This window comes from Desulforhopalus sp. IMCC35007, assembly GCF_005116575.1.
Taxonomy (GTDB): domain Bacteria; phylum Desulfobacterota; class Desulfobulbia; order Desulfobulbales; family Desulfocapsaceae; genus Desulforhopalus_A.
The window spans coordinates 126652-153181 of record NZ_SWCN01000003.1 but is presented as its reverse complement, the minus strand read 5'-3'; the positions used below and the strand labels follow the sequence as shown (position 1 = coordinate 153181).

Below are 26530 nucleotides of genomic sequence, written 5' to 3'. Positions count from 1 at the left end.
TCATAAAAAAAGTATGTTAAATCTCCTTCAGAAGTTAGGCAGAAGGATAAAACACAGCTTTATTTTCTTATATATAAGCAGAGGATCTAATGAAAAAAGTTCGTAAGGCAGTCATTCCGGTTGCAGGGCTTGGGACACGTTTTCTTCCGGCAACCAAGGCAATTCCGAAAGAAATGCTCACCATCGTCGATCGTCCTACTATACAGTATATTGTAGAAGAAGTCGTTGCATCAGGAATAGATCAGATTATTTTTGTGACCAGCGAAGGTAAATCCGCCATAGAAAACCATTTTGACTATAATTTCCACCTTGATTCGGTGTTGAAGGAAAAAAATAAGACAATTCTTGGAGAAGAGTTGAATAATATTTCAAATCTCATTGATATTGTCTCTGTTCGTCAAAAAAAGCCACTTGGGCTTGGTCATGCAATCTGGACTGCCCGCCATGTTGTTGGTGATGAACCGTTCATGGTTCTTTTAGGTGACGACCTTGTTCTCAGTCAAAAGCCTTGCGCCAGGCAACTTATCGATCTCTACGACGAGGTTGGGGAATCCATTGTGGCCATACAACGGGTTCCTGCTGATCAGACCCATCAGTATGGTATCGTTGAGGGTGTTCCTAATGGCCGCGCAAACACAGTAAAGGTTACACGAATGGTCGAAAAACCAGCACCCGGCACGACTGATTCTGATATGGCAATTATTGGCCGCTACATCCTTATGCCGGAAATTTTTGGAATTCTCGGTAAAACCACCCCTGGCCACGGCGGAGAAATCCAGCTGACCGATGCACTCCTTGCCCTTACCAATAAACGTGGGATGTATGCATGTGAATTTGAAGGGGTCAGGTACGATGCAGGAGATAAAATGGGCTATCTTAAGGCAATCATAGCCTATGGCATACGCCATCAGGTGCTTGGATCGCAGCTCAAAGAGCATATTAAAGAGGTGGCGGCCTCTTTATGATCCACCTGGAGGTTGCAGTTGCTGTCCCTCTTTTTCAGTCATTAACCTACAGCCTTCCAAAGACTGCGCCTGACAAAGAATCAGACTGTCATGAAAAAGACAAATATATAGGGCGACGGGTAGTCGTCGCCCTTGGAAAACAGATGGTTACGGGCTATGTTTTAGCAGTAACCCAGGCAGGGGAGGTACAACTTGATTTCACTGTCAGGCCTATCGTCAAGTTTTTAGATGAGTATTCTCTATTTCATGCAGACTTTACTGATTTTTTTAAGTGGGTAGCCGATTATTATCAATATCCAATTGGTCTCGTTATCAAGGCCGCGCTTCCCGGGGGCCTTGCACCAAAATCAAAAAAAATAGTCTCCCTTGAGGTTGATGCTACTCTTATTCGGGACCATTGTGACAAACCATCCCCCGCCTGGCTTGATGAGTTGTGTGAAAATGGAGAGTACTGCCTGTCGCAAGGCCTCCATTCAATGTCTGTGGGGGATAAAAAACTGATAAAAAAACTGATTGTAGAGAAGTACCTCAGTGAAAGACTCCTTATCAAAAAAGACAGTGTAAAAGAAAAAAAAGAAATCTGTTACCGCTTGTTGGACAAGAACCTTCCCGGAACCGAGCAAAATGACGGACCAGAATTCGATTTTGACCAGTACCGCCTCCGGTTGAGCCGCCATCTTGGGAAAAAAGTAAAATTATCAGAAGCCAAAGCACTGCACGCCACCCTCGAAATCCTTGAGATAAATGGTGGGCAGGCAGCCTCGGTAAAAGATATTCGAAAGATCTATCTGGGTGCAGCCAAACCGCTTGAGCAGTTAGAACGGCAAGGTGTGTTGGAAAAGATCAGTCAACGGGTGTACAGGAGCCCATTTGGAGAGCAACTGCGGTTTTATCCAAGACCTGAGACCTTGACCTTCGAGCAGGAACAAGTCCTGAGTGCAATTGGCCCGGCTATTACGGCAAAAGAATTCAAACCATTTCTGCTTCACGGGGTTACCGGATGCGGTAAAACAGAGGTATATCTGCGATCTGCAGAGATTGCCCTTGCTGAGGGGAGGGATGTTATCATTCTGGTCCCTGAAATCGCCCTGGCAACCCAGCTGGAGGCACACCTTCTCTCCAGATTTGATAATCTGGTTGTGTTACTGCATTCAGGTCTCAGTAGTTCTGAAAAATATGATCAGTATTTCCTTGCACTGAGCGGTCAGGCCAGGATTGTTATTGGTGCACGCTCAGCGATCTTTGCTCCGCTTAAAGACCCGGGTCTGATTATCGTCGATGAAGAACATGACACGAGTTACAAACAGGACGACAGCTTTAGATATCATGGTCGGGATCTTGCGGTGTTACGGGCAAGACATCACAACTGTGTCGTAATCCTTGGTTCTGCAACACCATCTATTACAAGTTTTGAAAATGCCAGGAGTGGAAAATACAGTTTGCTTTCCATGGAAAATCGTGTGGGAAGCTCAACCTTACCAACGGTCACACTTGTAGATCTCAGTAAAAAACAGCAGGGTAAAAACAACCGGTCTGCAATAATTCAAGAAATGTTGCTGGGAAAACTCGAACAGACCTTACGGGAAGGCAAGCAATCGGTTCTCCTGTTAAACAGAAGAGGATTTTCAACGGCTCTGCTCTGCAGGGAATGTGGTAATCCGGTGCAATGTAACCACTGCAATGTCTCGCTTACCCTGCATAAAGGCAAAAATCAGCTGGTATGTCATTACTGTGGCTTTACAATAACCGCTGAAACTGTTTGTGTGCACTGCAGGTCAACCGACCTTACACCAGCGGGGTTTGGCACAGAGAGAGTAGAGGAGGAGCTTAAAACATTGCTCCCGGGTGCCAGGGTCATGCGGCTAGATTCCGATACCGCAGCAGACAGGAAAAAATTCTTAAAAGTCCTGGCTGACATGCATGATAAAAATATTGATATCCTTATTGGTACGCAGATGATCGCGAAGGGACATCATTTCCCCAATGTTACTCTGGTTGGAGTCGTTTGGGCGGATGGTGGTATGAGTATGCCTGATTACAAGGCCGCGGAGCGTACTTTTCAGCTCATTACCCAGGTGACCGGACGGGCTGGTCGAGGGGATTTCCCGGGCGAGGTTATTATTCAGACCCTTCGTCCTGATCATTACGCGATACAGCATGCGAAAAAACATCAGTATCTTGAGTTTTTTGAGCATGAAATGAGACTCAGAAGAAATCCAGCTTTTCCACCCTATGTTCGCCTGGTACTTATCAGAATTCAGGGTAAGGTGGAAAAGAAGGTGCAGCAGTCAACTCTTTCCGTGGCACAATTCTGTCGGAAATGCATTCGGGCAAATAATGTCAAGATTGAAGTGCTGGGGCCAGCCCCTTCCCCATTGGATAAGGTCAAGGATAATTACAGATGGCAGATACTGCTCAAAGCGGAGGGCGCTGGTGAATTGAGGGGTCTGTGCCTGGCTGTCCGGTCATCCCAGGGCGACCTTCTTGCCACACAATGCACCGTAAGTTTTGATGTAGACCCCGAAAACATGATGTGAATTCTAGATATTTACAATATCTCTCTGCTTTATAGGAGTTGTTAGATTCTATAAAGAGTACCATTTTTTCTTTGGTGTATAGGCAATCACTTTATTCCTGCCTTTTTCTTTGGCCTGATAGAGCGCCTGGTCAGCCTGGCCGATGAAATTGTCCTTGCTGAAATTATCTTCAGTGGCAGGGGTTGAATTGCTCACGCCAAAACTTGCAGTCACGTTATAACTTTCTCTGTTGTCGTCAAAGGCTGCAGTTTCGATGGCCACTCTTAATTTTTCGGCAACACTGACGGCTTCATCTTTTCCCGTTTCAGGCAGGATGATGACGAATTCTTCACCGCCATAGCGCGCTACAACATCATGTTTTCGTACGTTGTCTCGTAAAATCTTTGCAAATTCAGTCAAGACAAAGTCACCTGCCTGGTGGCCATAGGTATCGTTGAATTTCTTAAAATGATCTATGTCAAGCAATAAAAGAGAAAGGCTTGAACCGTTTCTCATACACCTGCTAATTTCCTGATCAAGAGAATTCTGGAAATATCGATGGTTGTAGACCCCTGTAAGGCCGTCAACATTGGCGAGATTATCCAGTATCTTATTTTTACTTTCGAGTTCCTGGGTCAGGTTTTCCAGATGGATTTTTGCCAGAATGAGCTGCTTGTTCATCTGGTCGTAGTCAAGGTTGATAAGACTGAGTTTGATGTTGGCTTCCTGAAGAATTTCCTGGACAGATTTTGTGCTTTTGATCTTCAGGTTAAAATAGGTCCCGGCTTCTTTGAATTTTAAGTGTACCTGATCAAGTATTTTTTCAATTTCAGCCGGGGAAAGTTTGAGAAGTTTGGTGGCCTGTTTTCTAAACTGCTGGTGGTATTTTTCAGGTTTCTCAGAAAAAAGAATATTCACAAGAAGGTCGGAGAGATACACGGCGCCAACAGTTGTGCGGATATGCGAGTTTTTACCGTCGCAGTCTGCTGGATCGTGGTGGTGAAGAATTGGCAGAACGAGAATGTCTGGAAATCCCCAGTTTCGAGCCACTGCGGTGCCAACGATAGTGTGGTCAATGCCGAAGACGGCTTTTTCGGCTGAAAGTAAATCCTGTTGATCATCTTCAATGGCGGCGATGACCTTGTCATACTCTTCAGGAAAAATTTTGGCCAGGATCAGTTCTCCAAGATTTTGTAGAAGGCCTGAAATAAAAATCTGCTCAGTGTCGGCGTCTTTCACATTTTCCAAAATGAGACGGGATGCGACCGCGGAGGCAAGAGATCTCTCCCAGAATTTGGTAAAATCGAATCGGCTTTGCTTTTTGCTGCCCTTAATCGTAAGAAAAGAAAACGATAGAACCAGGCTTCGTACGGCATTCATCCCGAGGATACTGACAGCCTGTTTTATGGAGCCAATCTGCTGGGGAAAACTGTAAAAGGCAGAATTTGATACTTTGAGTATCTTTGCAGAGATTGAAATGTCTTGAGCTACAAGATTACCAATGTCTGCAAGAGTTGTATCCTCACGCGAGGTAAGGGTGATGAGTTGCGAAGCGACCGTCGGCAGGGTAGGCAGTTCGTCCGACTGAAGTATGGTTTTGAGCAGGTCTTCCTGGTTCATGCTGTTCCTGAGTGTGATCATGATTCGAAAATTTATTACGTTAGGTATCAGTATAAGGCTTTAACAGGATGAGAATCAAGGGGCGGAACAATAAAATGCGGCTTTTCACCTGTCAAAAACTGTAATAATGTTATGGAAAACCGTCTGTTTAATAGATTTCAATTGGTTCAGGGTATTGGCAGAGTTGTCCAAGATAGTTTTCAAAGGTTAAGGTTTGACTGTCGCTGCTTTTAATGAATTGTGGGGTTAAAGGAATTTTGCCTTTACCACCTGGAGCGTCGAGAGCCAAAGTTGGAATCGCCATTCCTGAAAGATGACCATAAAGGTTTTTCATCAGCTGTATTCCTGTTTGCGTCGTGGTACGGAAATGATTCACGCCGTAGGTCAGGTCACTCTGAAAAAGATAGTACGGCTTTACTCTCATATAGAGCAGCCCCTGCATTAGTTCTTTCAGAGTTTCAACGTTGTCATTGACCCCTTTAAGCAGTACAGTCTGGGAACCGAGTGGGATTCCGGCGTTAGCAAGCATTTCACAGGCAGCCTTCGCTTCGACAGTCAGCTCCCGCGGGTGATTAAAATGGGTGTTGATATAAAGCGGGTGGTATTTTTTGAAGATGGCCGTCAGACGCTCGGTAATCCTCATGGGAAGGACCGATGGAATTCTTGTACCGATACGAATGAGCTTAACCGATTCAATGTTTCTTAGATTCCTGAGTATATCATCGAGTTGTTCGTCTTCAAGAAGAAGAGGGTCGCCACCTGAAATGAGGACATCGTTTACTTCCGGATGTTCCTGTAAATAACGATAGGCAAGTTTTTGGCTGGCCGGATCAATATGCATCCTGCTTGTCCCTACTTTTCGTTTTCTTGTGCAGAAGCGACAATACATGGCGCATTGGTTAGAAACAAGGAAAAGAACTCGATTCGGGTATTTATGAACGAGATTTGGGATGGGACTGAGATCTTCCTCTGCGAGAGGATCAGGGATGCAGACAGAATCGTGCAATTCCAGTAGGTCAGGAACGCACTGTTTCCAAATGGGATCCCCGGGATATTCAATCAAATTGAAAAAATATGGGTTTATCCTCATCGGAAAATTTGCTATTACATCCTGTAATACGTTAATATCACAACCCAGTTTATGATGAAGCTCAAGCGGTGTATTAATACTGTTGTGTAAAATTTCTCTCCATGATTCCATGGCTGGACATTATGGAGGAAACCGCGGGCCTTGTCAATTGGACATTTAATTATTTTTCAGGCAACTATGAGGGAGCTGGTTATGTCTTCAGATCTGTACCGGTTTAAATATGATGAGTATGGCAATACCAAAGAAATAATTGTCTATGCCAGTGGTGACTCTGCCCGTTCGTGCAGGTATATAAATAAAGGTACTGCCTTTAGCGAAGATGAAAGAAAGAAGCTGGCACTGGACGCAACTCTACCGCCAGGCGTACGGGGGCTGTTTGATCAGATTCAAAGCTCGCAGAAAAAGGTGAACGGAAAGGCGGACGATATCGAAAAATATATTTTCATCCGGGCTCTTTTTAACCGCAATGCAACCCTTGCCCATGCGCTGATCAACAGCGATATTGAAAGTTATATTAAACTCATTTACACACCAACCATCGGACTTGCGGTACAACAATACTCATCCATGTTTCGCCAGGCTAATGGCCTGCATTTTTATCCCGGCAACATAGATAGTGCCGAAGACATACTCAGGCGTTTTTCCCACAGGGATATCCGCGTGGCAGTGGTAACAGACAACCATGGTATCCTGGGCCTTGGTGACCAGGGGGCTGGCGGTATTGCTGTTTGTCTTGGTAAGTTAATGATTTACACCCAAGGGGCGGGCATTGCGCCCTGGCATTGTTTGCCGATTTCACTGGATGTCGGTACCAACAACGAAGAACTGCTGGCAGACAAACATTACCTCGGCTGGCGGCAACACCGACTCAAAGGTGAACAGTACCTGTCATTTATTGGTCGGTTTGTTCGGGCATTTCGCAATGTCTTCCCTAATGCATTGTGTCAGTGGGAAGATTTTTCGCCGGCGACGGCCTTTTCTGTTCACGATGCCTTCAGAGACGAGATTATATCGTTCAATGATGATATTCAGGGAATGGGGGCAGTGGCTGCAGCAGCAATTTTTTCTGCAATGAAGGTGAAAAAAGAAAAATTCACAGATCAGTACTTTCTAATCCACGGAAGTGGCACAGGTGGAATAGGTATTGCCCGAACGCTCATGAGTATCCTGGTAGATCTGGGTATGTCCGAAAAACAAGCGGCCAAACACATTTTTGTCGTGGCCAGAGATGGTCTTGTCTCTACTGAGCGAGAATGCCAGTTCTACAAAAAGCCCTTTGCCAAAGATCCGAAAGTCTTCCCATGGCTTAAAGAACTTGATCCAACAAATATTCCTGCAATTATAAGAGAAGCGGGGATCACTGTGCTTATAGGGACCACAGGCCATGAATTCTTTTTCAATGAAGAAGCTATCAACGAGATTAAGAAAAATACCAAGCGACCACTTATCCTGCCACTTTTTCAACATGTGTCTACTTCCGCCAAACTTTGTCAGAATATTGCCAAATGGAGTGATGAGGGAATTCTCATTGGCACAGGCAACCCCTGTGCAACAATGGATGCGCTCGAGAGGTCAACAGGTATCAGCCAGTGCAACAATGCCTTTATTTTTCCAGGAATCGCACTAGGGGTACTTGTCTCCGGTGCCAGTGAGATCACGCAGGATTTCTTCATTGTAGCCGCCAAAGCCGTCTCGGATATGATTACAGATGAGCAGTTGCAAGATGGACGCATCATGCCTCCTCTTGATTCCATGCGAGCCGTTGCCAAGTCCGTTGCCCTGGCTGTGGCGATGTGTGCGGTGGAAAAAGGATTAAGCAGGCCATGTATTTATTCTGACTTTCAGCCAAACGGTGATGAAACAAGAATGGCGAAACTGATAGATAGGATGAGGTGGAAACCGGAATATCTACCGCTAACGCCCATGTAAATATTAATATACAAAAAAAGGCCCGTAACACTCAGGTGTTACGGGCCTTGTTATTTCGATATCTTTAAAAAGGCTACATTTTCTGTACGTTGTCGGCAGCAGGACCTTTAGGGCCATCAACAATCTCAAAGGATACCCGGGAGCCTTCTTCCAGGGATTTGAAACCTTCAGATTTGATAGCGGAGTAATGTACAAAAACATCTTGTCCACCATCTTGTTCTATAAAACCAAAACCTTTTGCATCATTAAACCATTTCACTGTTCCTTCTGCCATCGTACCGCTCCTTTTATACTCGGTTTAAAGTCAAACCGTTAATAAATTTCCAACTAAATTAGTTGGATAACCAGATGTTATGCGAATGCTTTTACTTATCCCCTTGCATTTACATCATTATGTCCGGATAACGATGCTTACTGCATAACAATGATTCCGTTTAGCATATACGAGGTATTTATGCAATATAATTATTCATATAATTGTGTATATTCAAGGGACTAGGAATAATTATTAACAATTGTAAGGAGTGCGTGTTTTTTTCTGGCGACGAGGGGGCGGCAATACATTAAGAGATAAGGTATTGACAGTGTAAGTGATCGAAGTTTAAAATCTATTTCTTTTCCTATAAGATTGATCCAAGGTTATACAATGTGTCTTGCCGGTTTCAAAAATGATTGCAGAGCGGTTTTTACTTTGTCTCTTTTTGTACATAAAATGCTAATTCGTAGTTTATAAAGGTCATGATTTTGTTCCCCGACTACCCATTTACCTCAAGATTTTATGACCTTGACGGTCTACAAATGCACTACGTTGACGAAGGAAAGGGCCCTGTTGTTGTCATGCTTCATGGGAATCCCACCTGGTCATTTTACTATAGAAATCTCCTCAACCGACTCAAAACCAGCTGTCGTGTTATAGCCGTTGACCACATCGGCTGTGGTCTGTCGGATAAACCGCAGAACTATCCGTATACCCTGACTCAACATATTGATAATGTCCTGTCTCTTCTGTCAGCCAGGGGTGTACAGCGGTTTTCCCTTGTCCTCCATGATTGGGGAGGGGCTATTGGTATGGGTGTTGCCCGGTGTTTCCCTGACTCTATAGAAAAGATCGTTGTTATGAATACAGCGGCCTTTCGCTCTACCCTGATTCCTTATCGGATACGATTGTGTCGTTTACCTGTGGTGGGTGAAATTGTCGTCCGGTTGTTTAATGGCTTTGCCTGGCCGGCGACTTTTATGGCTGTATCCCAGCGGATGGACCCGAAGGTAAAGGCGGCTTATCTTGCACCTTATGATTCATGGAAGAACAGGATTGCAACCCACAGGTTTGTGGTTGATATTCCTCTTGACAGCACACACCAGAGTTACAGAAAACTCGTGGAGATTGAAGAGAGTCTGGCGACAATCAAATCGTTTCACATCCCTTTGCTCGTTCTGTGGGGAGGAAGAGATTTTTGCTTCAACGATACCTTTTACAGGCAATGGCTTGAATATTTTCCAGAGGCTGAGACCAGTTATTACCCGGATGCCGGTCACTATTTGCTCGAAGACAAGAAGGATGAGGTCATTCAGCGAATAGAATCCTTTTTCCTCCAAGAGAAACGGTGATGAAATACGTAGAAAACATCGCAGAAGCCTTTGAGCAGGCAGCCAGAGTAAATGCGGACAAAGATGCTATCATCGAAGCCAGATCTGGCCGGTCCATTACTTTTGCTGCGCTCAACCGGAGGGCGAACACCTACGTCAAATATTTTAAAGGTGAAGGCCTCTGTCCGGGAGACATCGTAATTCTCATGGTCAGACCTTCTATTGAGTTTATCTGCCTCACTCTTGCACTTTTTAAAATCGGTACGCCCATTGTACTCATTGATCCGGGAATGGGTTTTAAAAATCTACTAAGGTGTATTGAGCGTGTGGAGGCCAAATATCTTATTGGCATACCCAAAGCTTTACTTTTTTCTAAAATGTTCCCAAAAGCATTTGCCTCAGTGAAAAAACGCTTTTGCTGCGGAAATTCTTTTTACTTATTTGGACCAAATATCAACAATATAGAAGACACACCTGATAGTATGGTTGATGTTTACACACCACTTGAAGACGATCTTGCCGCGATTATCTTTACCACCGGCTCGACAGGACCACCCAAAGGTGTGAGGTATGAACACTCCGTTTTCAGTGCCCAGTTGCATCTCATACAATCCTACTATCACATCGGCGAAAAGGATGTCGATCAGCCTGCGTTTCCTCTTTTTGCTCTTTTTGCAACGGCACTTGGTGCCTGTGCAGTCATTCCTGATATGGATCCCACGAAACCGGCCCAGGTGGATCCTGCTAAATTCGTCAAATCCATTCTGGAAAATCAGGTGACATACTCTTTTGGCTCTCCGGCAATCTGGAGGGTGGTCAGCAGGTATTGTCTGGCGAATACCATCGTTTTACCTACTCTTCATAAAGTGCTCATGGCCGGTGCGCCTGTGCCCTATGATCTGCTGAAAAACATGGTGGCTATTTTGCCCGAAGATGGCGAGGTGTTTACACCTTACGGGGCAACAGAGAGTCTGCCGATAGCCTCGATTAATCATAGGGAAATAATCGCTGAAACCATGGAGTTGACACGGCAGGGCAGGGGGACTTGCGTTGGTCGTAGTCTGCCGGGTATAGATATCAGAATAATTGAACTCTCCGATGGGGTGATCGAAGATATCGGAGAATGCAGATTTGTTGAAAATGGCAGGATCGGAGAGATTATTGTCTGTGGTGGGGTTGTTACCAAAAGCTATATGAACAACGAAAAGGAGACCAGACTCGCAAAGATATCCGATGGCAATCGGTTTTGGCACAGGATGGGAGATGTGGGGTATCTGGACGATAAAAAACGCCTCTGGTTTTGCGGCAGAAGGGCCCACCGGGTAGTCTCTGGAACTGATACCTATTTCTCAATCCCTTGCGAGGCCATAGTGAATGAGCATCCTGATGTGTATCGATCCGCTCTTGTGGCTGTGACAGACAAAACAGGGGAGATTCTTCCAGCTCTTGTCCTCGAGCCTGTCCGCGACTTTAAGGGCTCAAAAGACAGACTTTTGGCCGAGGTGAGAGCACTTGCAGACACAAGCCCTTTGACAAAGTGCATAAGGCATTATCTTATTCATAACGATTTCCCGGTGGATATCCGTCATAATGCAAAAATATTTCGTGAGAAACTGAGCGTATGGGCACAGGAAAAACTCTATCACTAAACTTTAGATCAGCACTCGTTACTGGCGGAGGTGGTTTTGTCGGTAAAGCCGTTGTGCACCAACTTCTGGAAAAGGGGGTGCAGGTCAGTGTCGTTGGAAGAAACAGGTATCCTGATCTTGAAAAAATGGGTGTTCACTGTTTTGCCGGAGATATCGCTGACGAAAACTTTATAAACCGGGCAACCCGTGAAGTAGAGGTTGTATTCCATGTAGCCGCAAAAGCTGGTATCTGGGGGCCGTATCAGGATTATCATCGAGTAAACGTTGTGGGTACCAGAAATGTCGTAAACGCCTGCAGGGTGAACAGGGTCAGGGCTCTTGTCTACACCTCGACGCCATCTGTTGTCTTTAACAGAAAAGATATCAGGGGAGGAGATGAGTCTTTAGCCTATGCAACTGATTTTCTCTGCTCCTATGCAAAAACCAAGGTAATTGCAGAAAAAACTGTTCTCAATGAATCATCAACGCCAAGCTGCGCACTGCGTCCTCATTTGATATGGGGACCAAACGATCCACATCTGTTACCTCGACTGTTGGCCGCTGGTCGAAAAAAAACACTTAAAATTGTAGGGAGGGGTGATAACTTCGTTGATATTTCTTATGTCGATAATGTGGCCTATGCCCATATTTTAGCTGCTATAAATTTAACAAGCTCTTGCACTGCGGCGGGCCAGTCATATTTTATCAGTCAGGGGGAGCCTGTTAATTTATGGGACTGGATAAACGATCTCTTTCAACGTATGGGAGTTGAAAAAATAGAGAGGCGTGTTTCGCACCGGACAGCGTACAGAATCGGGGCGATTCTTGAAAGTATTTACAGGATAACTGGTCAGAAAAGCGAACCGAGAATGAGCCGGTTCCTGGCGGAACAGTTGGCCAAATCCCACTTTTTTTCCTGCCAGAAAGCGTATAACGATCTTGGATACAGCCCTCTTATTTCCACAGCAGAAGGGCTAGAGAGAACTGTGAAGTGGTTAAAGGACAATGGTAAATAAAGCAAAAAAAATATGCTGTGTTTTGACAACAGTCTTTTTCCTCCTTGTTCAATCGGTGATGCCGGTAAACAGTTTTAATATTGGCGAAGAACGGGAGGTTGGAGAGAAACTCCTTTACTCAGTGCGTTCCGCTTTTGACCTGATGGATGACCCGGATGTTACCGAGTATATTACCCGTATAGGCGAAAGAGTTCTTACGGTTGCAGGTATCCAATACTTTGATTATCACTTTTTTGTAATCGACAGTAAGGAATTTAATGCCTTTGCTGCACCTTCAGGCCTGATATTCTTTTATTCCGGGCTTATTGAATCGATGAACAGTGAGGACGAACTTGTTTCGGTTATTGCCCATGAGATCGGTCATATTGTCAAGCGGCACCTCGCCTCACGGCTTGAAAAGAGCAAATACAGCTCAATGACCACCTTAGGGCTTGCTGTTGCTGCCATTGCGTTTGGAGGTGCCGCAGCTCCGGCCCTGCTTACCGGAGCCTTGGCAACAGGTCAGAGTATGAACCTGCATTTCAGTCGAGAAAATGAAGCTGAGGCTGATCTTCTTGCCTATTCCTGGATGAAGAAAATGCACAGAGATACCAAAGGACAGGTGGAAATGCTGAAATCCATGCGAAGAATCGCAAGATATAGAAGTGATGTCCTGCCTCAGTATCTTCTGACACATCCAAATCCCGAGGTGCGGCTGGAAACTATCGAGTCGCTCATTGACGTGGATAAGAACAGCTACACACCGGATTCTGAAAGCAGTGACGACTTTGATTTTCTGCGCTTTAAATATCGCGTTTTATCCCAGGCATCCTCATCCCAGTCTTTTCGTGAGCGGATGGTCAGTATTCTGTCAGGAGAAAAGTACTCACCGTTGCAAAAAGACATGGCAAGCTATGGAATGGCGCAGCTGGCCCGGACCGAAAACAACTTCAGTCAGGCGAGAAAACTGCTCGACGAGATTATCGAGAAATATCCGGATAAAGAGAATCTTCTCGTCGATAAAGGTGTTCTTGAGTTTGAAGCAGGGCAATTCGATATCGCGGAACCACTCTTTCGGCAGGTGGTCAGGTCTAGTAGCAATAATATGTATGCAACATACAATCTCGGCTTGTTGCTCCAGAGATCAGGACGACTTGAAGAAGCGGTCGGATTTTTTAAGATTGTGGAGCGCGAGATGCCGCAATATTCAAATATCTATTTTGCTCTGGGGCAGATTTATACCAACCTGAACAAGGCCGGTCTTGCCAACATGTATCTTGGGAAATTCAACCTTTACGAAGGAAAACTCGACCTTGCAGAAGATAATTTCAGAATTGCAGCAAGAGATGATTTACTGACGGAAAAAGAACGAGAAGAAGCTGAGACACTACTGGAAAAAATCAAGAAATTGAAAAAATAGTCTACTTCGTAAGGGGTGCAACGGGAATACGGGTATAGTAAAAGGTTTTCTGAATGAGCTGTTTGGGCTGGTTCAGGGCGTTATTGTATACTCGGAGAGGAGTTGTAGGATCGCCGCACTGTCTGGTGCTGCAAAAATTTTTTTCCGAAACCCTGTCGCACCCTTGAGACCTTTGAAATACCTGCTGATCTGACTTTTTACATAGCCTATAACTCTGTCTGCAGGGAGGTGCTCCTGCATCAAGCAGAGATGCCGTCTTGCTCCTTCCACTATCTTTCTATAATCGTCCGGTCGGCCATTTTCACTAAAAACCCACGGATTACCAAGGGCAGCCCTGCCAATCATAACTCCGTGGCAGCCGGTGTCTTCCATCAACTGACGTCCAGCGGCGAGACTTTGCACATCGCCATTCCCTATAACGGGCAGACTGATATTATTGGTAACTGCCTTAATCACCATGGGATCAATGTGTCCGGAAAAGCCCTGGGCCCAGGTGCGCGCATGTACGGTAACGGCCGCCGCACCAGCACCTTCTGCCATTTTTGCAAATTCAACCGCTGTAATGTTGGCCGTATCTTTACCACTGCGAAACTTGACCGTAACCGGAACTGTGACTCGGCGGACGACTTTTTCTATGATTTCTTCGGCAATTTTGGGTGTAGCCATAAGAGCTGCACCGGCCCCTTTTTTTGTAACCTTTCGTACCGGGCAGCCCATATTTATATCAATGATTTCTGGCTCAAGGGCAGCCATGATTTCGGCAGCTTCAGCCATGATGTCGGGCTCGGCGCCAAAAAGTTGAAAAGCTACGGGACGTTCGGCCCTAACTGATTTTAACATTCTAAGGGTGTTGTCCTGCTGGTAGACAAGCCCGTGGCAACTGATCATTTCAGAGACAGTGTAGCCAGCCCCGAATTCTTTACAGATGAGGCGAAAAGGCAGGTCGGTATAACCGGCCAGGGGGGCGAGAATAAAGGGATTGTTAAATGTATGGGCGCCGATTTGCAGCATAGTTTAGATAGAGGATATAGAAACGCCGGTTCACTTCATGAAAGCAAGTGAACCGGCGTTGATCAAAAGTTGTTTCGATTAAATCTTGGGAAGAAGTGCAACTGTTCTCTGGTAGATTTTTTTAGAAAGATCTTCAATGATCTGATCAAGGGCCTCAGCTTCATTGTCTGAATTGGTTGAGGAGCTTGTTGTAACGAGATACTCCTCAGTCCATGTCTCTGAAGGCACCTCAAGCAGTACTTTGTTGGTGCTGATTTCTTTGAGAATATATCTGACTTTCAACCGCACTTTTACCTCGGTCGCGACATTGGAACCATAGGACAGACTGGGAAGTTCGATGGAAACAATTTCTCCGGCTAATATGAGATCAGCACCATCTTTTTCTCTTACGGTGGTAATAGAGCCCGACTTTTGAAACCAACTGGTAAGCGATCTATATATTTTAGAATCGAGTCCAAGTTCACTGGTTCTGTTTTTCCATTCCGTTGCATAAATCACCTTGGAAGGACCATTGTATACGTTGGGATTCTTATATCCACAACTGGCTACAAGAATGAGGAACAGCAAGATTGATACATTTTTCAAAACTGTCTTCACTGTAAATCTCCTATGGTTAAAATAAAGTGTATTTGTAAAATCAGATAGTTACGATTATCGATCAAAGAGATAATTCTCAGGTCACCCTGGTAGTTTTTACTATAGCTACGCTTTTATTTAGTCTCAAATGACAATATTAACAAGTTTCTTCTGTATAACAATAGTCTTTTTAACCGGCTGCGAATCGATGAATTTCATGGTGCTTTCATCTTTTAATGCCAATTGTTCAAGTTCATCATTGGTAATATCTGCAGCAACTTCGAGCCTGGACCGCACCTTACCGTTGACCTGGATAACAATGGTGATAAGATCGTCCTTTGCCGCCTCCGGATCAAACTCAGGCCAGGGCTGGTCCTCAAGAGCTGCGGTCTTGCCAATTTTAGCCCACATTTCAGCAGCAAAATGGGGGACCATTGGTGAGAGCAGCAAAATCAATACAGTAACTGCTTCATCGATAACTGCAGCTTCAATTTCTGCGACTTTATCTTCTGCAGTTGAGGATGAGAGTACATTGAAAAGCTCCATCATCCCACTGATTGCAGTGTTGAAATGGAAATTGTTTTCTATATTCTCTGTTACCCGTTTAATTGTTTGATGGGTTTTTCTATGCAACTCCCGGCCTGCAGCGGAGAGTTCATCGGTGAGGACTTCGCCTGTTTTGAACAGATCTTTGTTGGCTACAATCAATCGGTAAACCCTGTTTAGAAACCGGGAAGATCCTTCTACACCTTTAGAACTCCATTCCAGATCCCTTTCCGGTGGTGCTGCAAAAAGACTGAACAAGCGAACGGTGTCTGCGCCAAACTCCTGAATGAGATCATTGGGGTCAACCACGTTGCCTTTGGATTTAGACATCTTGGTTCCATCTTTGATAACCATTCCCTGGGTCAGCAGATTGGTGAACGGTTCGTCAATACTCAGGTGGCCGAGGTCGCGTAAAACTTTCGTGAAAAACCGGGAGTAGAGCAGATGCAAAATAGCATGTTCCACTCCACCTATATACTGATCTACAGGGAGCCAGTAGGATGCACCGTTTTTTTCAAGGGGAGCATTTTCGCAGCGTGGGGTTGTAAATCTTGCAAAGTACCAGGATGATTCCATGAAGGTGTCCATGGTATCTGTTTCCCGTCTGGCTTTTTGTTTGCACACAGGACATGTTGTGTTGATGAAATTCTCACGCTGATGGAGGGGGGCGCATGAGGTTGCCGAGCCTGCATCCTCTGGCAGAGTAACAGGCAGATCTGCTTCGGGAACGGGCTGAACACCACAGGTTTCACAGTGGATCATCGGAATGGGCGCCCCCCAGAAACGTTGCCTGGATATTCCCCAATCTCTCAGTCTGTAGGTAACGAGATCTGAACCAAAATTATTTTCGCGTGCGTGTTGAATAATAGTTTCTTGTGAGGCAAGGGAGTTCATGCCGGTGAATTCACCGGAATTGATAAGTATGCCAGGCTCAGTTGAAGCCTCGGACATATTTTCAGACAAGAGTTCTGTACCTTCTGGAATGACCACAGGTATTATAGGAAGATCATATTTTCTGGCAAATTCGAAATCTCTCTGGTCGTGGGCGGGCACAGCCATAACGGCACCTGTGCCGTATTCCATCAGAACAAAATTTGCGATATATATTGGAACCTTTGTGCCATTAAATGGATTAATACAGTATCGTCCGGTGAAGATACCTTTTTTCTCCACTTCCTCTTCCAGGGATTGTCGTTGTTTTTCTTCGAGGATCTTTTGAATAAAAGACCGTATCTCAGCCTCAGATTCCAGTCCTCCTATAAGAGTGTCGATGAGGGGGTGTTCCGGTGCAAGAGACATGAAGGTGACACCATAGATAGTGTCAGGCCTGGTAGTAAATATAGAGATTTTTTCATCCAGGCTATCCACCTGAAAATCACAGGTCAGACCGGTGGATTTCCCGATCCAGTTACGCTGCATGGTCAGGACTTTTTCTGGCCAACCGCTCAGCTTGTCAAGATCAGCAAGCAACTCCTCTGCGTAGTCGGTTATTTTAAAGAACCAGCCGTTCATTTTTCTCGGAGTGACAGGTTGATCACACCGCCAGCACGCCCCGTCAATAACTTGTTCATTGGCGAGTACTGTTTGACAATCTTCGCACCAGTTAACAGTAGTCACCTTCTGATAAACGATACCTTTGTTAAACATCTCAATAAAAAGGCGTTGTTCCCATTGATAATATTTAGGGTTGCAGGTGGCTATTTCCCGGCTCCAGTCGTAGGAGAGACCAAGCTGACGCAGTTGATTGCGCATGTAGTCGATGTTGGCATACGTCCAGGTTGCGGGGTGGGTATTGTTTTTCTGGGCTGCATTTTCAGCGGGCAGGCCAAATGCATCCCAGCCCATTGGGTGGAGAACGTTAAAGCCCCGCATTCTTTTATACCGGGCGACCACATCGCCAATAGAATAATTGCGCACATGGCCCATATGGATTCTACCGGACGGATAAGGAAACATCTCTAGGACATAATATTTTTCCTTGTTGTCGTCCTCGAGGACCTTGTACGTTTCATTCGTTTCCCAGGTTGTCTGCCATTTTTTCTCTATTGACTTGAAATCATACTTATTATTCACACCACTTTCTATGGTCATAACTCTGCCTTTATCAATTCTTGGTCTGTGATAGTTCTACCGGCTGAAGGTGCCTGCTGTCCTCTGCTGGAGAGGATGTTTAGCCAAACTCCTCTGGATCATCAAGTTCACTCATGTTTTCAAACATAGTGAATTCCTTGATGAAAGTTAGTTTTGCGGTTCCTGTGGGGCCGTTACGCTGTTTCCCTATGATTATTTCGGCACTGCCTCGCTCCGGATTATCCTCTGCCTTGTTATATACTTCATCTCGGTAAATAAAGCAGATGACGTCGGCATCCTGCTCGATAGCACCTGATTCACGAAGGTCTGACATCATCGGCCGCTTGTCTGTTCTACTTTCCAGGCCGCGGTTGAGCTGAGACAGGGCAATGACTGGTACGTGGTGCTCTTTTGCAAGTGCTTTTAGAGAACGGGAAATTTCACTGATTTCCTGGGTCCTGTTTTCCGTGCTTCGCCCCCGCATGAGCTGCAGGTAATCTACGACAATCAGGCCGATATCATGCTGTGCGGAAAGGCGCCGAACTTTGGCCCTCATCTCCAGAACCGAAATAGCCGGGGTGTCGTCAATAAAGATAGGTGCTTCTGAAAGCATTCCTACCGCCCTTGTAAGTTTGGGCCAGTCTTCGTTATGTAGTTTACCGGTCCGGATCCGCTGAGAGTCGATGCGTCCAGCCGAACTTAAAAGACGCATGACCAGTTGCTCCTTGGACATCTCAAGACTAAAAACAGCAACACCTATTTTTTCAACGAGGGCGGCATGCTGGGCAATATTCATGGCAAAGGATGTCTTTCCCATGGAGGGTCTCGCCGCCAGGATTATAAGATCCGAGGGCTGGAGTCCTGCAGTCATCCTGTCAATCATGGAATAGCCGGTGGGAACACCTGTTATGAGCTCCTTTCTTTTGTACAGTTGCTCTACAGCGGCAAAGGCCTTTGGAACAATAGACTTGATATGGGTGAAATGCCCATCACCTTTCTCGCCAGCAATATCGAAAATAGCCTGTTCAGCCTCATCCACCAGGATATCGATATCATTTTGTTCTTCATAACACCTCGAAGCGATATCGGTGTTTACTGAAATAAGTCTCCGAAGTATTGATTTTTCCCTGATTATCTTGGCATAACTGACAATATTTGCAGTAACCGGCACAATTGAGGTGAGGCTTGCCAGGTATGCCGGCCCACCAATTTTATCCAGTTTATTGGTGTTTGAGAGGAGATTGGAAACCGTCAGCAGATCCTGCGGCTCATTTTTCTCAAACAGATCGACCATGCTTTCAAAAATTATTTTATGACCATCTTTATAAAAATCATGAGGTTTGAGGATTTCCAGGACAGATCCCAGGAGATCGGCCTTCAGGAGTATTGAACCGAGTACGGCTTGTTCAGCCTCAGTGTTTTGGGGAGGAATCCGCATGGTAATTCGAGAACCACCAGGTTCCTCGGGCATAGAATTGTGTATCATATTTGACCGAGGTAGAAACTACGAAAAGAAAGTGAAACAAGAGACGTTATTAAACAAAAACACACCATGAAGGTCAACCCTCAAGGTGTGTTTTTATCACTGAAAACAATTTTACTCAATGGGGATTTTTAACAATTAGACCAAAGAGTAAATACAGATAGTTAAGAGATATAACTCAAAAACTAAACTGCTTTAACAGGGACAACGTTTACAGAGATCTCAGCGGTCACGTTAAAACCTACTTTGATCGAAATTTTTACTTCTCCAATTGTCTTGATTGGCTCAGAAAGCAAGATCTGTTTTTTATCAAGAGTTACATCAAGTTCAGCAAGCTTTGCACAGATATCTGCGGTGGTGACAGAACCAAAGAGGCGCTCGTCGGTACCTGCAAGCTGCTCGATGACAACTTCAAGGCCGTTAATTTTCTTTGCAATGGCCTCAGCATTTTTCTGATCTGCGGCTCTTCTGGCTTCAATGGCAGCCTTATTTTCTTCAAGAATTGTAAGGTTCTCTTTTGTTGCAGCAACGGCCTTCCCCTGGGGCAGCAGGTAGTTACGACCAAAACCGTCTTTTACTGTTACGACGTCTCCCTCTAGCCCGAGAGAACTTATTGTTTCTTTTAAAATGAGTTCCATTTTTAAACTCCTCTAATATTGTAGAATAGGTCTGCTCTTTCAGCATAACCCATAGTTCTATTAATTATCCTCTTTGACGTTATCACTGGGCTTGATCTTACGCAAATCAAGCCAGACATCAGCAATGCCAACAATGAGTAGTACGATCGTTCCAAAAGTCTGCACAATCAACATCACATAAAAAAAGGACCGGAGCAGCAGAGGCACGTTCCATTTGTTCATGTAAAAGACAGCAACTGCAAGTCCCTGAAAGCAATAAACCAGCCCCAGTAGAATCAATGTGTTTAAAGCAACGACTCTCAGTCCGGGAATGGGAAGCATAACACATATGCCGAGCACAATAGCGAGCCAGATTAATTTATCCGGTAACTGCCACAAACCATACTCGCCCCATGCTGTAGCGCCCTGTTGGCGAAATGCAATGAGGTTGCCTAAAACCATGGAGAACCAGGTGATAAGTAAAACAATACTTCCTAATATCGCCGGCATAATGAGCGGCAATACCAGTTTCATCTGACTTAACGTGCTTTCGAGCATTGCGAGGGTTTCCGGTGTTACTGAATCACTCCCCTGATAAAATGATAACGCTTCACTGATTCCAAGGTCAAGCGTGCTAATAAGTTGACTGTAAGGGGAAACTTCTTTTCCCAGGGTGAACAATACGAGTACTGCAATCCAGCCTGAACTTATTGTGGCAAATGTTTTCAATCCGCTAATCGCAGGGCGTTCCTTTTTCTCAAATGATGAAAACTGAACGTACCCTGCGAGAAGAAAAATCGCTGAAAAGACAAAAAGGTCTAAGTTACCAATGATGATGTAAAAAATAAGCGAGAGAACTGCAGCGGTAAGTAAAAACTTTTTCCCTGTATATGTGCCAAATTTCAACAAAACAGCAAAAGACAGCAGGGGAAGCAGTATATGCAGCCAACCAAAGAGCTCCCAGGCGATACCAGGAAGAACCACAATAACCGTCGTGGTCAGTATGGCTGCTATAATTTTACCAATATTAAGCTGTTCCTTCTCTTGTGCATTCACCTTTGTAACCTGCTTATCTTATCAGCCCTGCGAAGAGCCTGAGTAAGGCAAAAATGCGATCTGCCTTGCCTGCTTAATAGCTTCACAAAGCTGGCGCTGGTGTGTCGCGCATGTTCCTACAATTCTGCGAGGAATGATTTTTCCTCTTTCAGAAACAAAATTTCTAAGAGTTTTTACGTCTTTGTAGTTTATGGTGATCTCTTTGTCAGAGCAAAACCTACAGGTTTTGCGACGGGAAAATAATTTTTTCTGTGGTCTTGGTGCCATTGTGGTACCCTCCTGAGTTATTAACTAAAATGATAAGATAAATTTATTCTTCGCTGTCGTGGTCGTTGTCGTTGTCGTCGTCATCGGAATCGTCAGATTCGTTGTCAGCGTCGGTGGCTTCCGCCTCTTTAGCTGCTCTGACACCAACTGCTGCGATTGCCTCTTGCACACCCTCTTCAGTGATGGCAGCTGCAGTTTTAATGGTCATATACTTCAGAACCACATCATCGATACGATACTTTCTCTCAATTTCAGTAACTGCAGCAGGAGTTGCTGCGTAGTCAAAAAATACGTAGTAACCCAGGGTTTCTTTCTTGATAAGGTAGGCAAGCTTTTTCATGCCCCACTTATTCAGTTCAATGATGGTACCTTGCTCATCATTGATGATCTGGGTTGTTGTTTCAATGACTTTGTTGATCTCTTCTTCGCCAGCATTTGGGCGAAGAATCGCGATCGTTTCATACCTTCTCATGATTTCCTCCTCGTGGACTCATGGTTGTAACGGAAAAATTTTCCGTTTGTCGGCCCTCGCACTATGCATTCGGCAGAGAGCGAGAAGGGGCAGGCACACCCTATGTACACCTGCAATAATCCATGGGCACAAGATTATATGTGTTATTCTTGTGCCCATATAAAAACTGCTTACATTACTAGTATGACCAGGCTGTGTCAAATAGTTTTTTTCTGTTTCTCCTCGGATTTAATTTGCTTCCACTGGCGTTCGAGGTCTGACTCATCGTTGTAGGAGGTGCCTGCAAAAACGTGAGGGTGCCTGCGGATAAGCTTCTCGTTGATTTCGGAAAAGACATCAGCTAATCGAAAATTTTGCAACTCCTGGTTATGCAGAGTGATCATGATTAAAATATAAAATACATCTCCTAATTCCTCACAGGTGTTTGCGGTATCATTATTTAATATGGCCTCTATTAATTCCGTGGTCTCCGCCTTGAGGTATTTGACCAGGGAAGCGGGTGTCTGTTTCTTGTCCCATGGGCAACCGTTTTCACCACGTAAGGTGCAAATGGTCTCCAGGAGCTGCTGTAAGTTAGGGTAGTTATCTGTCATCATAAGGTGTCGTGGCGAGGAGGAATGGTTTTACTCTGACCTTGGAAAATTCTTGGAAGCCTACATATTTCAAGTATATTTTTTGTCAGCATAAATTTTTTTTTATTGACAAGGACTTTGCAACTCACTATTAAAGTTTGCTGGAATCTGTTGTCAGGTATTTATCTCTGTTTTTTATATATTGCGAGCTTTGCAAACAACATGGGATTGCAGACTTTTGCACTTTTCAGTTTTACACGCGTAGCACATTGTGGTATAAGAAGTCATTCGTTAGCAAATCATTTACAGTAATCATTGATACAATAATTTTGAGGTAGTTTCATGGAAGATGACAAGAAACAAAAAATTCTATTAGAAAAACATAAAGATATAGCACGAATTGATCAAGAGTCCAAACGAACTCATGGTTGGTATGTCAGAGTCCGATTTTTAGGTAAAACCCATTCTAAATTCTTTTCTGATAGGAAAAGTGGCGGTCGTTATTCCAGTTTGCTTTCTGCTATCAGTTGGCGCGACAAAACCGAAAAGAAACTTGGCAAGGTGAGAACAAACAAACATATGGTGACCGTCAGCAATTCTGGTACAGGAGTTGTTGGGGTCCGTTTGAACGAGAAGTTGAACCGTTATGAGGTGAGTTGGGTCACCCATCAGGGCAAGCAGGGCAAGACATCCGTTTCCATTGCAAAGCATGGGAAAAAATCAGCGTTTACCAGAGCCTGTGCCATTCGTTCTGAAAAGGAAAAAGCCCGCTTAGAGTACGCTAACTAATAGAAGACACTGTAATGAATCAATGGCCCTCTGGAGTATAGATCTCCAGAGGGCCATTTTGAGTTCAGGTGTCGTTATGTAAAAAATACAGAGAATAGATGGAAAAATATTGACATTAGCATTGATGAGGTGTTAAATACCTGGTTCTTGCAATATTTCCGTTATTTTGTCGAAAGTTGAACAGATATTCTCAAAGAGGTTTATATATGTATGCGATAGTTCGTACAGGTGGAAAACAATATCAGGTTGCGTGTGGTGATCAAGTTCGTGTTGAAAAGCTTGAGGGCAACGTTGGAGACAGCATTGATCTCGTCGACGTTCTTATGATTTCTGATGGCGATGATGTGAAAATTGGCCAGCCAGTTCTCGAAAATGCAAAGGTTACCGCAAAAATCGCTGAGCAGGGCAAAGATAAGAAAATAATTATCTTTAAGAAAAAGCGACGTAAAGGGTATCGCCTGAAAAAAGGCCACAGACAATCCTATACTGCATTGAAAATTGAAGAGATATCTGCCTAGTTCCGCTATCTAGATATTGACCTAATAAAAAGTATAAAAACGATACGAAGTAGTCGTTCATGAAAGGAGTGTAAGATGGCTCATAAGAAAGCAGGTGGTAGTTCACGTAACGGTCGTGACAGTGGTGGTCAGCGTAGAGGTGTCAAGCGCTTTGGTGGTCAGATTGTAAGAGCAGGAAATATTCTTGTACGACAATTAGGCACAAAAATACATCCGGGTACCAATGTAGGTTGTGGAAGAGATTATACCCTCTTTGCCATGGTCGATGGTGTCGTTACCTATGAGGACTTTGGTAAAAATAAAAAGCGTGTCAGCGTATACCCAGAAGCATAAATAAGTATCTCTGACATCTTTTCCTGGAATTACGTCTGGTGTAATTCAAGCAGGAGTATAGACTCGACCTCAATGCTGTATTGAAGGTCGAGTTTTTTTTTGAATTCCAGTAATAACAGGATTTTCTGATGGCCTTCATTGATGAAGCAAAATTTTTTGTAAAAGCCGGCGATGGTGGAAATGGTTGTGTGAGTTTTCGTCGGGAAAAATATGTCCCCAAAGGTGGTCCAAATGGTGGCGATGGCGGACGCGGCGGTGATGTTATCATTATTGCCAAAGCCTCGCTCAATTCACTCATTGATTTCCGCTACCGTTCTCATTTCAAAGCAGAAAGAGGAGAGCACGGTAAAGGAAAGGACATGCACGGTAGAAAAGGCAAGAACTGTTATGTCGAGGTTCCCGTCGGTTCAATCATTAAAAACATTGAAACGGGCGAGATTCTAGCCGATCTGTCTGAAGATGGCCAAACTTTCTGTGCAGGCGTTGGAGGTGAAGGGGGACTTGGTAATCCACATTTCTCCAGTGGTACCAATCGTACACCTCGGATTGCAACCAAGGGCCAGTTGGGAGTAGAACACTGGCTGAAAATCGAGTTGAAACTGATTGCCGATATCGGGCTTGTCGGTTTACCAAACGCTGGAAAATCCACATTACTGTCAAAACTGTCTGCAGCAAACCCCAAAATTGCACCCTATCCATTTACTACCCTGGAGCCCCAACTCGGAGTACTGCAATATAAATTCTACGAACCGGCAATTATAGCCGATATTCCAGGTTTAGTTGAGGGTGCGCATACAGGTACAGGTCTTGGCCATAAATTTTTAAAGCATATTGAAAGAACCAGTATTCTCATCCATGTTCTCGACGCAGCAGACGAGAACGTCTTGCAAAACCATCAAACTATTACGAATGAACTCGCCCTGTATAAAAAAGAGCTTGCCGATCGCACCCAGATAGTTTTATTGAATAAAATAGATATCGTAGACGAAGAAGTGCTGGAAGAATTACAAAAACATTTCCAAGAGATGAGTATGACAGTCTTATGTGTTTCTGCAGAAACAGAAGAAGGGCTTGAACCGCTCAGAGAAACGATCATGGAGTTGATTAGCAATAAGAAAAAAAACCTAATCTCAACGGGCGAGTAGGAAATCGCAGATAACTGCCTTTTTGATTGAAATCTTGTACAATTGCAAAAAACAACCAAAAAATGATAAGGTGCTAAAACAGGGGCTCAGACTCCTCATCGGGATGACAGAGCAACGGTTGAGTGAATATTATTTAATCGATATATTTCTTATAATTACGTGATGATGAATGAAATGTCGCAGGAGGAGGGTCTGTACCACCGACAGACCCTTTTTGATAAGGCTAAAAGGGTTGTAGTTAAAGTTGGCAGCGCAATTCTTACCTGCGAAGATGGCATCGATCAGGATGTTGTAGATAATCTCGCCAAGGAAATCTCTTTTCTCAGAGATACAGGCCGTGAAGTCATTTTAGTGTCTTCGGGAGCTGTTGCGGCCGGAAAGAAAAAACTGCACTTAAAAGATGATCTGGAGCTGACGATTAAACAGAAGCAGGCCCTGGCAGCCATCGGGCAATCTCAGCTCATGCATGATTACGATGAGGCCTTTTCCCGATACGGTTACAATATTGGCCAAATTCTGCTTACCCATTCCGATCTCTCCCACCGGACACGATATCTCAATGTAAGAAATACCATTCATACACTTTTTAATTACGGTGTAATCCCGATTATCAACGAAAATGATACGGTATCTACCGAAGAACTGAAATTTAGTGATAATGATAATCTCGGTGCACTGCTTGCCAATCTGATAGAGGCGGATATGTTTATCTGTCTGACCGATGTAGATGCGCTCTATGACAAAAACCCGTTAATCTCACCGGATGCCAAGGCCATTTACACTGTGTGTCAAGTCGATGACAATATTCAGTCCATGGCAGGCCATAGTAAATCTGTCCTTGGTACAGGCGGCATGCAGAGCAAGATCAAGGCCGCCCGAATGGTGGCAGCCGGCGGGGGAAGCTCTTTTATTGGCCCGGGAAAACAGAAAAATATCCTGGAACATCTTTTTTCAGGGGAGATGATCGGGACATTTTTCCTCCCTCAAAAAGAAAAAATGCAGAGCAGGAAGCGATGGATCGCCTATGTATTAAAACCTAAAGGTAAAATGGTGTTGGATGCCGGCGCTTGCAATGCCATCACAAAAAACGGACGATCTCTGCTGCCTTCTGGAATCATTGCAGTTGAAGGAACCTTTCAAAAGGGTGATTCTGTCCGCTGTGTTGATGAAAATGATGTTGCAATAGCCGTAGGCCTCACTAACTTCAGTTATAATATGGTCGACAAAATCAAAGGTCTTCGCACAGACGACATCAGAAAGCTCCTCGGTTACAAAGAAAGCGACGAGGTCATGCACCGCGATAACATGGTGATTTTATAATTCAG

General features: G+C 44.5%; 24 protein-coding genes. 12 read left to right on the top strand and 12 right to left on the bottom strand.

From position 1 onward, the window contains the following. Positions 1–89 precede the first annotated feature (89 nt). Together galU and priA are read left to right on the top strand one after the other, a co-directional pair. Positions 90–965 (top strand): UTP--glucose-1-phosphate uridylyltransferase GalU, encoded by an 876-nt coding sequence (gene galU, locus FCL48_RS04120; RefSeq protein WP_136870983.1) that lies wholly within the window; start codon positions 90–92, stop codon positions 963–965. Then, a complete protein-coding gene (gene priA, locus FCL48_RS04115) occupies positions 962–3502 on the top strand; it encodes a primosomal protein N' (protein WP_136870982.1) in 2541 nt (846 codons plus the stop codon). Before galU ends, priA begins: the two co-directional genes overlap by 4 nt. Before the next feature lie 48 nt (positions 3503–3550). Here priA and FCL48_RS04110 read toward each other — a convergent pair whose 3' ends face one another. Both FCL48_RS04110 and FCL48_RS04105 read right to left on the bottom strand, forming a co-directional pair. Beyond that, positions 3551–5101: a GGDEF domain-containing protein gene (locus FCL48_RS04110; RefSeq protein WP_136870981.1), complete on the bottom strand. Its 1551-nt coding sequence runs from the start codon at positions 5099–5101 to the stop codon at positions 3551–3553. A 148-nt stretch (positions 5102–5249) separates the two neighbouring features. Next, entirely contained in the window at positions 5250–6302 is a 1053-nt protein-coding gene (locus tag FCL48_RS04105) for a KamA family radical SAM protein (protein WP_136870980.1), read from the bottom strand. 81 nt (positions 6303–6383) lie between these two features. Between FCL48_RS04105 and maeA the strand changes: the two genes are divergently transcribed. Next, the gene (maeA, locus tag FCL48_RS04100) at positions 6384–8120 is read left to right on the top strand and encodes an oxaloacetate-decarboxylating malate dehydrogenase (RefSeq protein ID WP_136870979.1); all 1737 of its coding nucleotides are present in this window, start codon (positions 6384–6386) and stop codon (positions 8118–8120) included. A 73-nt stretch (positions 8121–8193) separates the two neighbouring features. Here the strand turns inward: maeA and FCL48_RS04095 are convergent, their stop codons facing one another. Continuing rightward, positions 8194–8394, bottom strand: coding sequence for a cold-shock protein (locus tag FCL48_RS04095; RefSeq protein WP_136870978.1), 201 nt, complete (start codon positions 8392–8394; stop codon positions 8194–8196). A 464-nt stretch (positions 8395–8858) separates the two neighbouring features. On the opposite strand from FCL48_RS04095, the gene FCL48_RS04090 reads away from it, so the two are divergent. The 4 genes from FCL48_RS04090 to FCL48_RS04075 are packed head-to-tail and all read left to right on the top strand — an operon-like array spanning position 8859 to position 13750. Further along, complete coding sequence (locus tag FCL48_RS04090; RefSeq protein WP_136870977.1) at positions 8859–9728, top strand: alpha/beta fold hydrolase; 870 nt, start codon at positions 8859–8861, stop codon at positions 9726–9728. Next, positions 9728–11356, top strand: coding sequence for a fatty acid CoA ligase family protein (locus FCL48_RS04085; RefSeq protein WP_136870976.1), 1629 nt, complete (start codon positions 9728–9730; stop codon positions 11354–11356). Before FCL48_RS04090 ends, FCL48_RS04085 begins: the two co-directional genes overlap by 1 nt. Then, the gene (locus tag FCL48_RS04080; protein WP_136870975.1) at positions 11329–12351 is read left to right on the top strand and encodes an NAD-dependent epimerase/dehydratase family protein; all 1023 of its coding nucleotides are present in this window, start codon (positions 11329–11331) and stop codon (positions 12349–12351) included. The genes FCL48_RS04085 and FCL48_RS04080 overlap by 28 nt, the downstream gene beginning before the upstream one ends. Further along, positions 12341–13750: a M48 family metallopeptidase gene (locus tag FCL48_RS04075; protein ID WP_136870974.1), complete on the top strand. Its 1410-nt coding sequence runs from the start codon at positions 12341–12343 to the stop codon at positions 13748–13750. The genes FCL48_RS04080 and FCL48_RS04075 overlap by 11 nt, the downstream gene beginning before the upstream one ends. A 72-nt stretch (positions 13751–13822) precedes the next feature. Here the strand turns inward: FCL48_RS04075 and dusB are convergent, their stop codons facing one another. The 9 genes from dusB to FCL48_RS04030 form a co-directional block, all read right to left on the bottom strand. Then, positions 13823–14761 (bottom strand): tRNA dihydrouridine synthase DusB, encoded by a 939-nt coding sequence (gene dusB / locus FCL48_RS04070; protein WP_136870973.1) that lies wholly within the window; start codon positions 14759–14761, stop codon positions 13823–13825. Positions 14762–14839: 78 nt separating this feature from the next. Then, complete coding sequence (gene lptE, locus FCL48_RS04065) at positions 14840–15358, bottom strand: LptE family protein (protein WP_136870972.1); 519 nt, start codon at positions 15356–15358, stop codon at positions 14840–14842. Between the two features lie 123 nt (positions 15359–15481). Beyond that, positions 15482–17974: a leucine--tRNA ligase gene (gene leuS, locus FCL48_RS04060; RefSeq protein ID WP_136870971.1), complete on the bottom strand. Its 2493-nt coding sequence runs from the start codon at positions 17972–17974 to the stop codon at positions 15482–15484. 79 nt (positions 17975–18053) lie between these two features. Beyond that, positions 18054–19439 (bottom strand): replicative DNA helicase, encoded by a 1386-nt coding sequence (gene dnaB / locus FCL48_RS04055; protein ID WP_240744733.1) that lies wholly within the window; start codon positions 19437–19439, stop codon positions 18054–18056. Between the two features lie 182 nt (positions 19440–19621). Continuing rightward, entirely contained in the window at positions 19622–20074 is a 453-nt protein-coding gene (gene rplI / locus FCL48_RS04050) for a 50S ribosomal protein L9 (protein WP_136870970.1), read from the bottom strand. A gap of 60 nt (positions 20075–20134) precedes the next feature. Next, the gene (locus FCL48_RS04045) at positions 20135–21109 is read right to left on the bottom strand and encodes a DUF2232 domain-containing protein (protein ID WP_136870969.1); all 975 of its coding nucleotides are present in this window, start codon (positions 21107–21109) and stop codon (positions 20135–20137) included. Between the two features lie 21 nt (positions 21110–21130). After that, positions 21131–21376 (bottom strand): 30S ribosomal protein S18, encoded by a 246-nt coding sequence (gene rpsR, locus FCL48_RS04040; protein ID WP_136870968.1) that lies wholly within the window; start codon positions 21374–21376, stop codon positions 21131–21133. Positions 21377–21419: 43 nt separating this feature from the next. Continuing rightward, positions 21420–21848 carry a 30S ribosomal protein S6 gene (gene rpsF / locus FCL48_RS04035; RefSeq protein ID WP_136870967.1) on the bottom strand — a complete coding sequence of 143 codons (429 nt, stop codon included), beginning with the start codon at positions 21846–21848 and terminating at the stop codon, positions 21420–21422. 197 nt (positions 21849–22045) lie between these two features. Next, entirely contained in the window at positions 22046–22444 is a 399-nt protein-coding gene (locus FCL48_RS04030; RefSeq protein ID WP_240744732.1) for a MazG nucleotide pyrophosphohydrolase domain-containing protein, read from the bottom strand. Positions 22445–22762: 318 nt separating this feature from the next. Between FCL48_RS04030 and FCL48_RS04025 the strand changes: the two genes are divergently transcribed. The 5 genes from FCL48_RS04025 to proB all read left to right on the top strand — a co-directional run bounded on the left by FCL48_RS04025 (position 22763) and on the right by proB (position 26525). Further along, positions 22763–23209, top strand: coding sequence for an AP2 domain-containing protein (locus FCL48_RS04025; RefSeq protein WP_136870966.1), 447 nt, complete (start codon positions 22763–22765; stop codon positions 23207–23209). 206 nt (positions 23210–23415) lie between these two features. After that, the gene (rplU, locus tag FCL48_RS04020; RefSeq protein WP_136870965.1) at positions 23416–23727 is read left to right on the top strand and encodes a 50S ribosomal protein L21; all 312 of its coding nucleotides are present in this window, start codon (positions 23416–23418) and stop codon (positions 23725–23727) included. 75 nt (positions 23728–23802) lie between these two features. Further along, the gene (gene rpmA, locus FCL48_RS04015; protein WP_136870964.1) at positions 23803–24060 is read left to right on the top strand and encodes a 50S ribosomal protein L27; all 258 of its coding nucleotides are present in this window, start codon (positions 23803–23805) and stop codon (positions 24058–24060) included. A gap of 128 nt (positions 24061–24188) precedes the next feature. Then, positions 24189–25205 (top strand): GTPase ObgE, encoded by a 1017-nt coding sequence (gene obgE, locus FCL48_RS04010; protein ID WP_136870963.1) that lies wholly within the window; start codon positions 24189–24191, stop codon positions 25203–25205. Between the two features lie 174 nt (positions 25206–25379). Further along, complete coding sequence (proB, locus tag FCL48_RS04005; protein ID WP_240744731.1) at positions 25380–26525, top strand: glutamate 5-kinase; 1146 nt, start codon at positions 25380–25382, stop codon at positions 26523–26525. Positions 26526–26530: the final 5 nt, after the last annotated feature.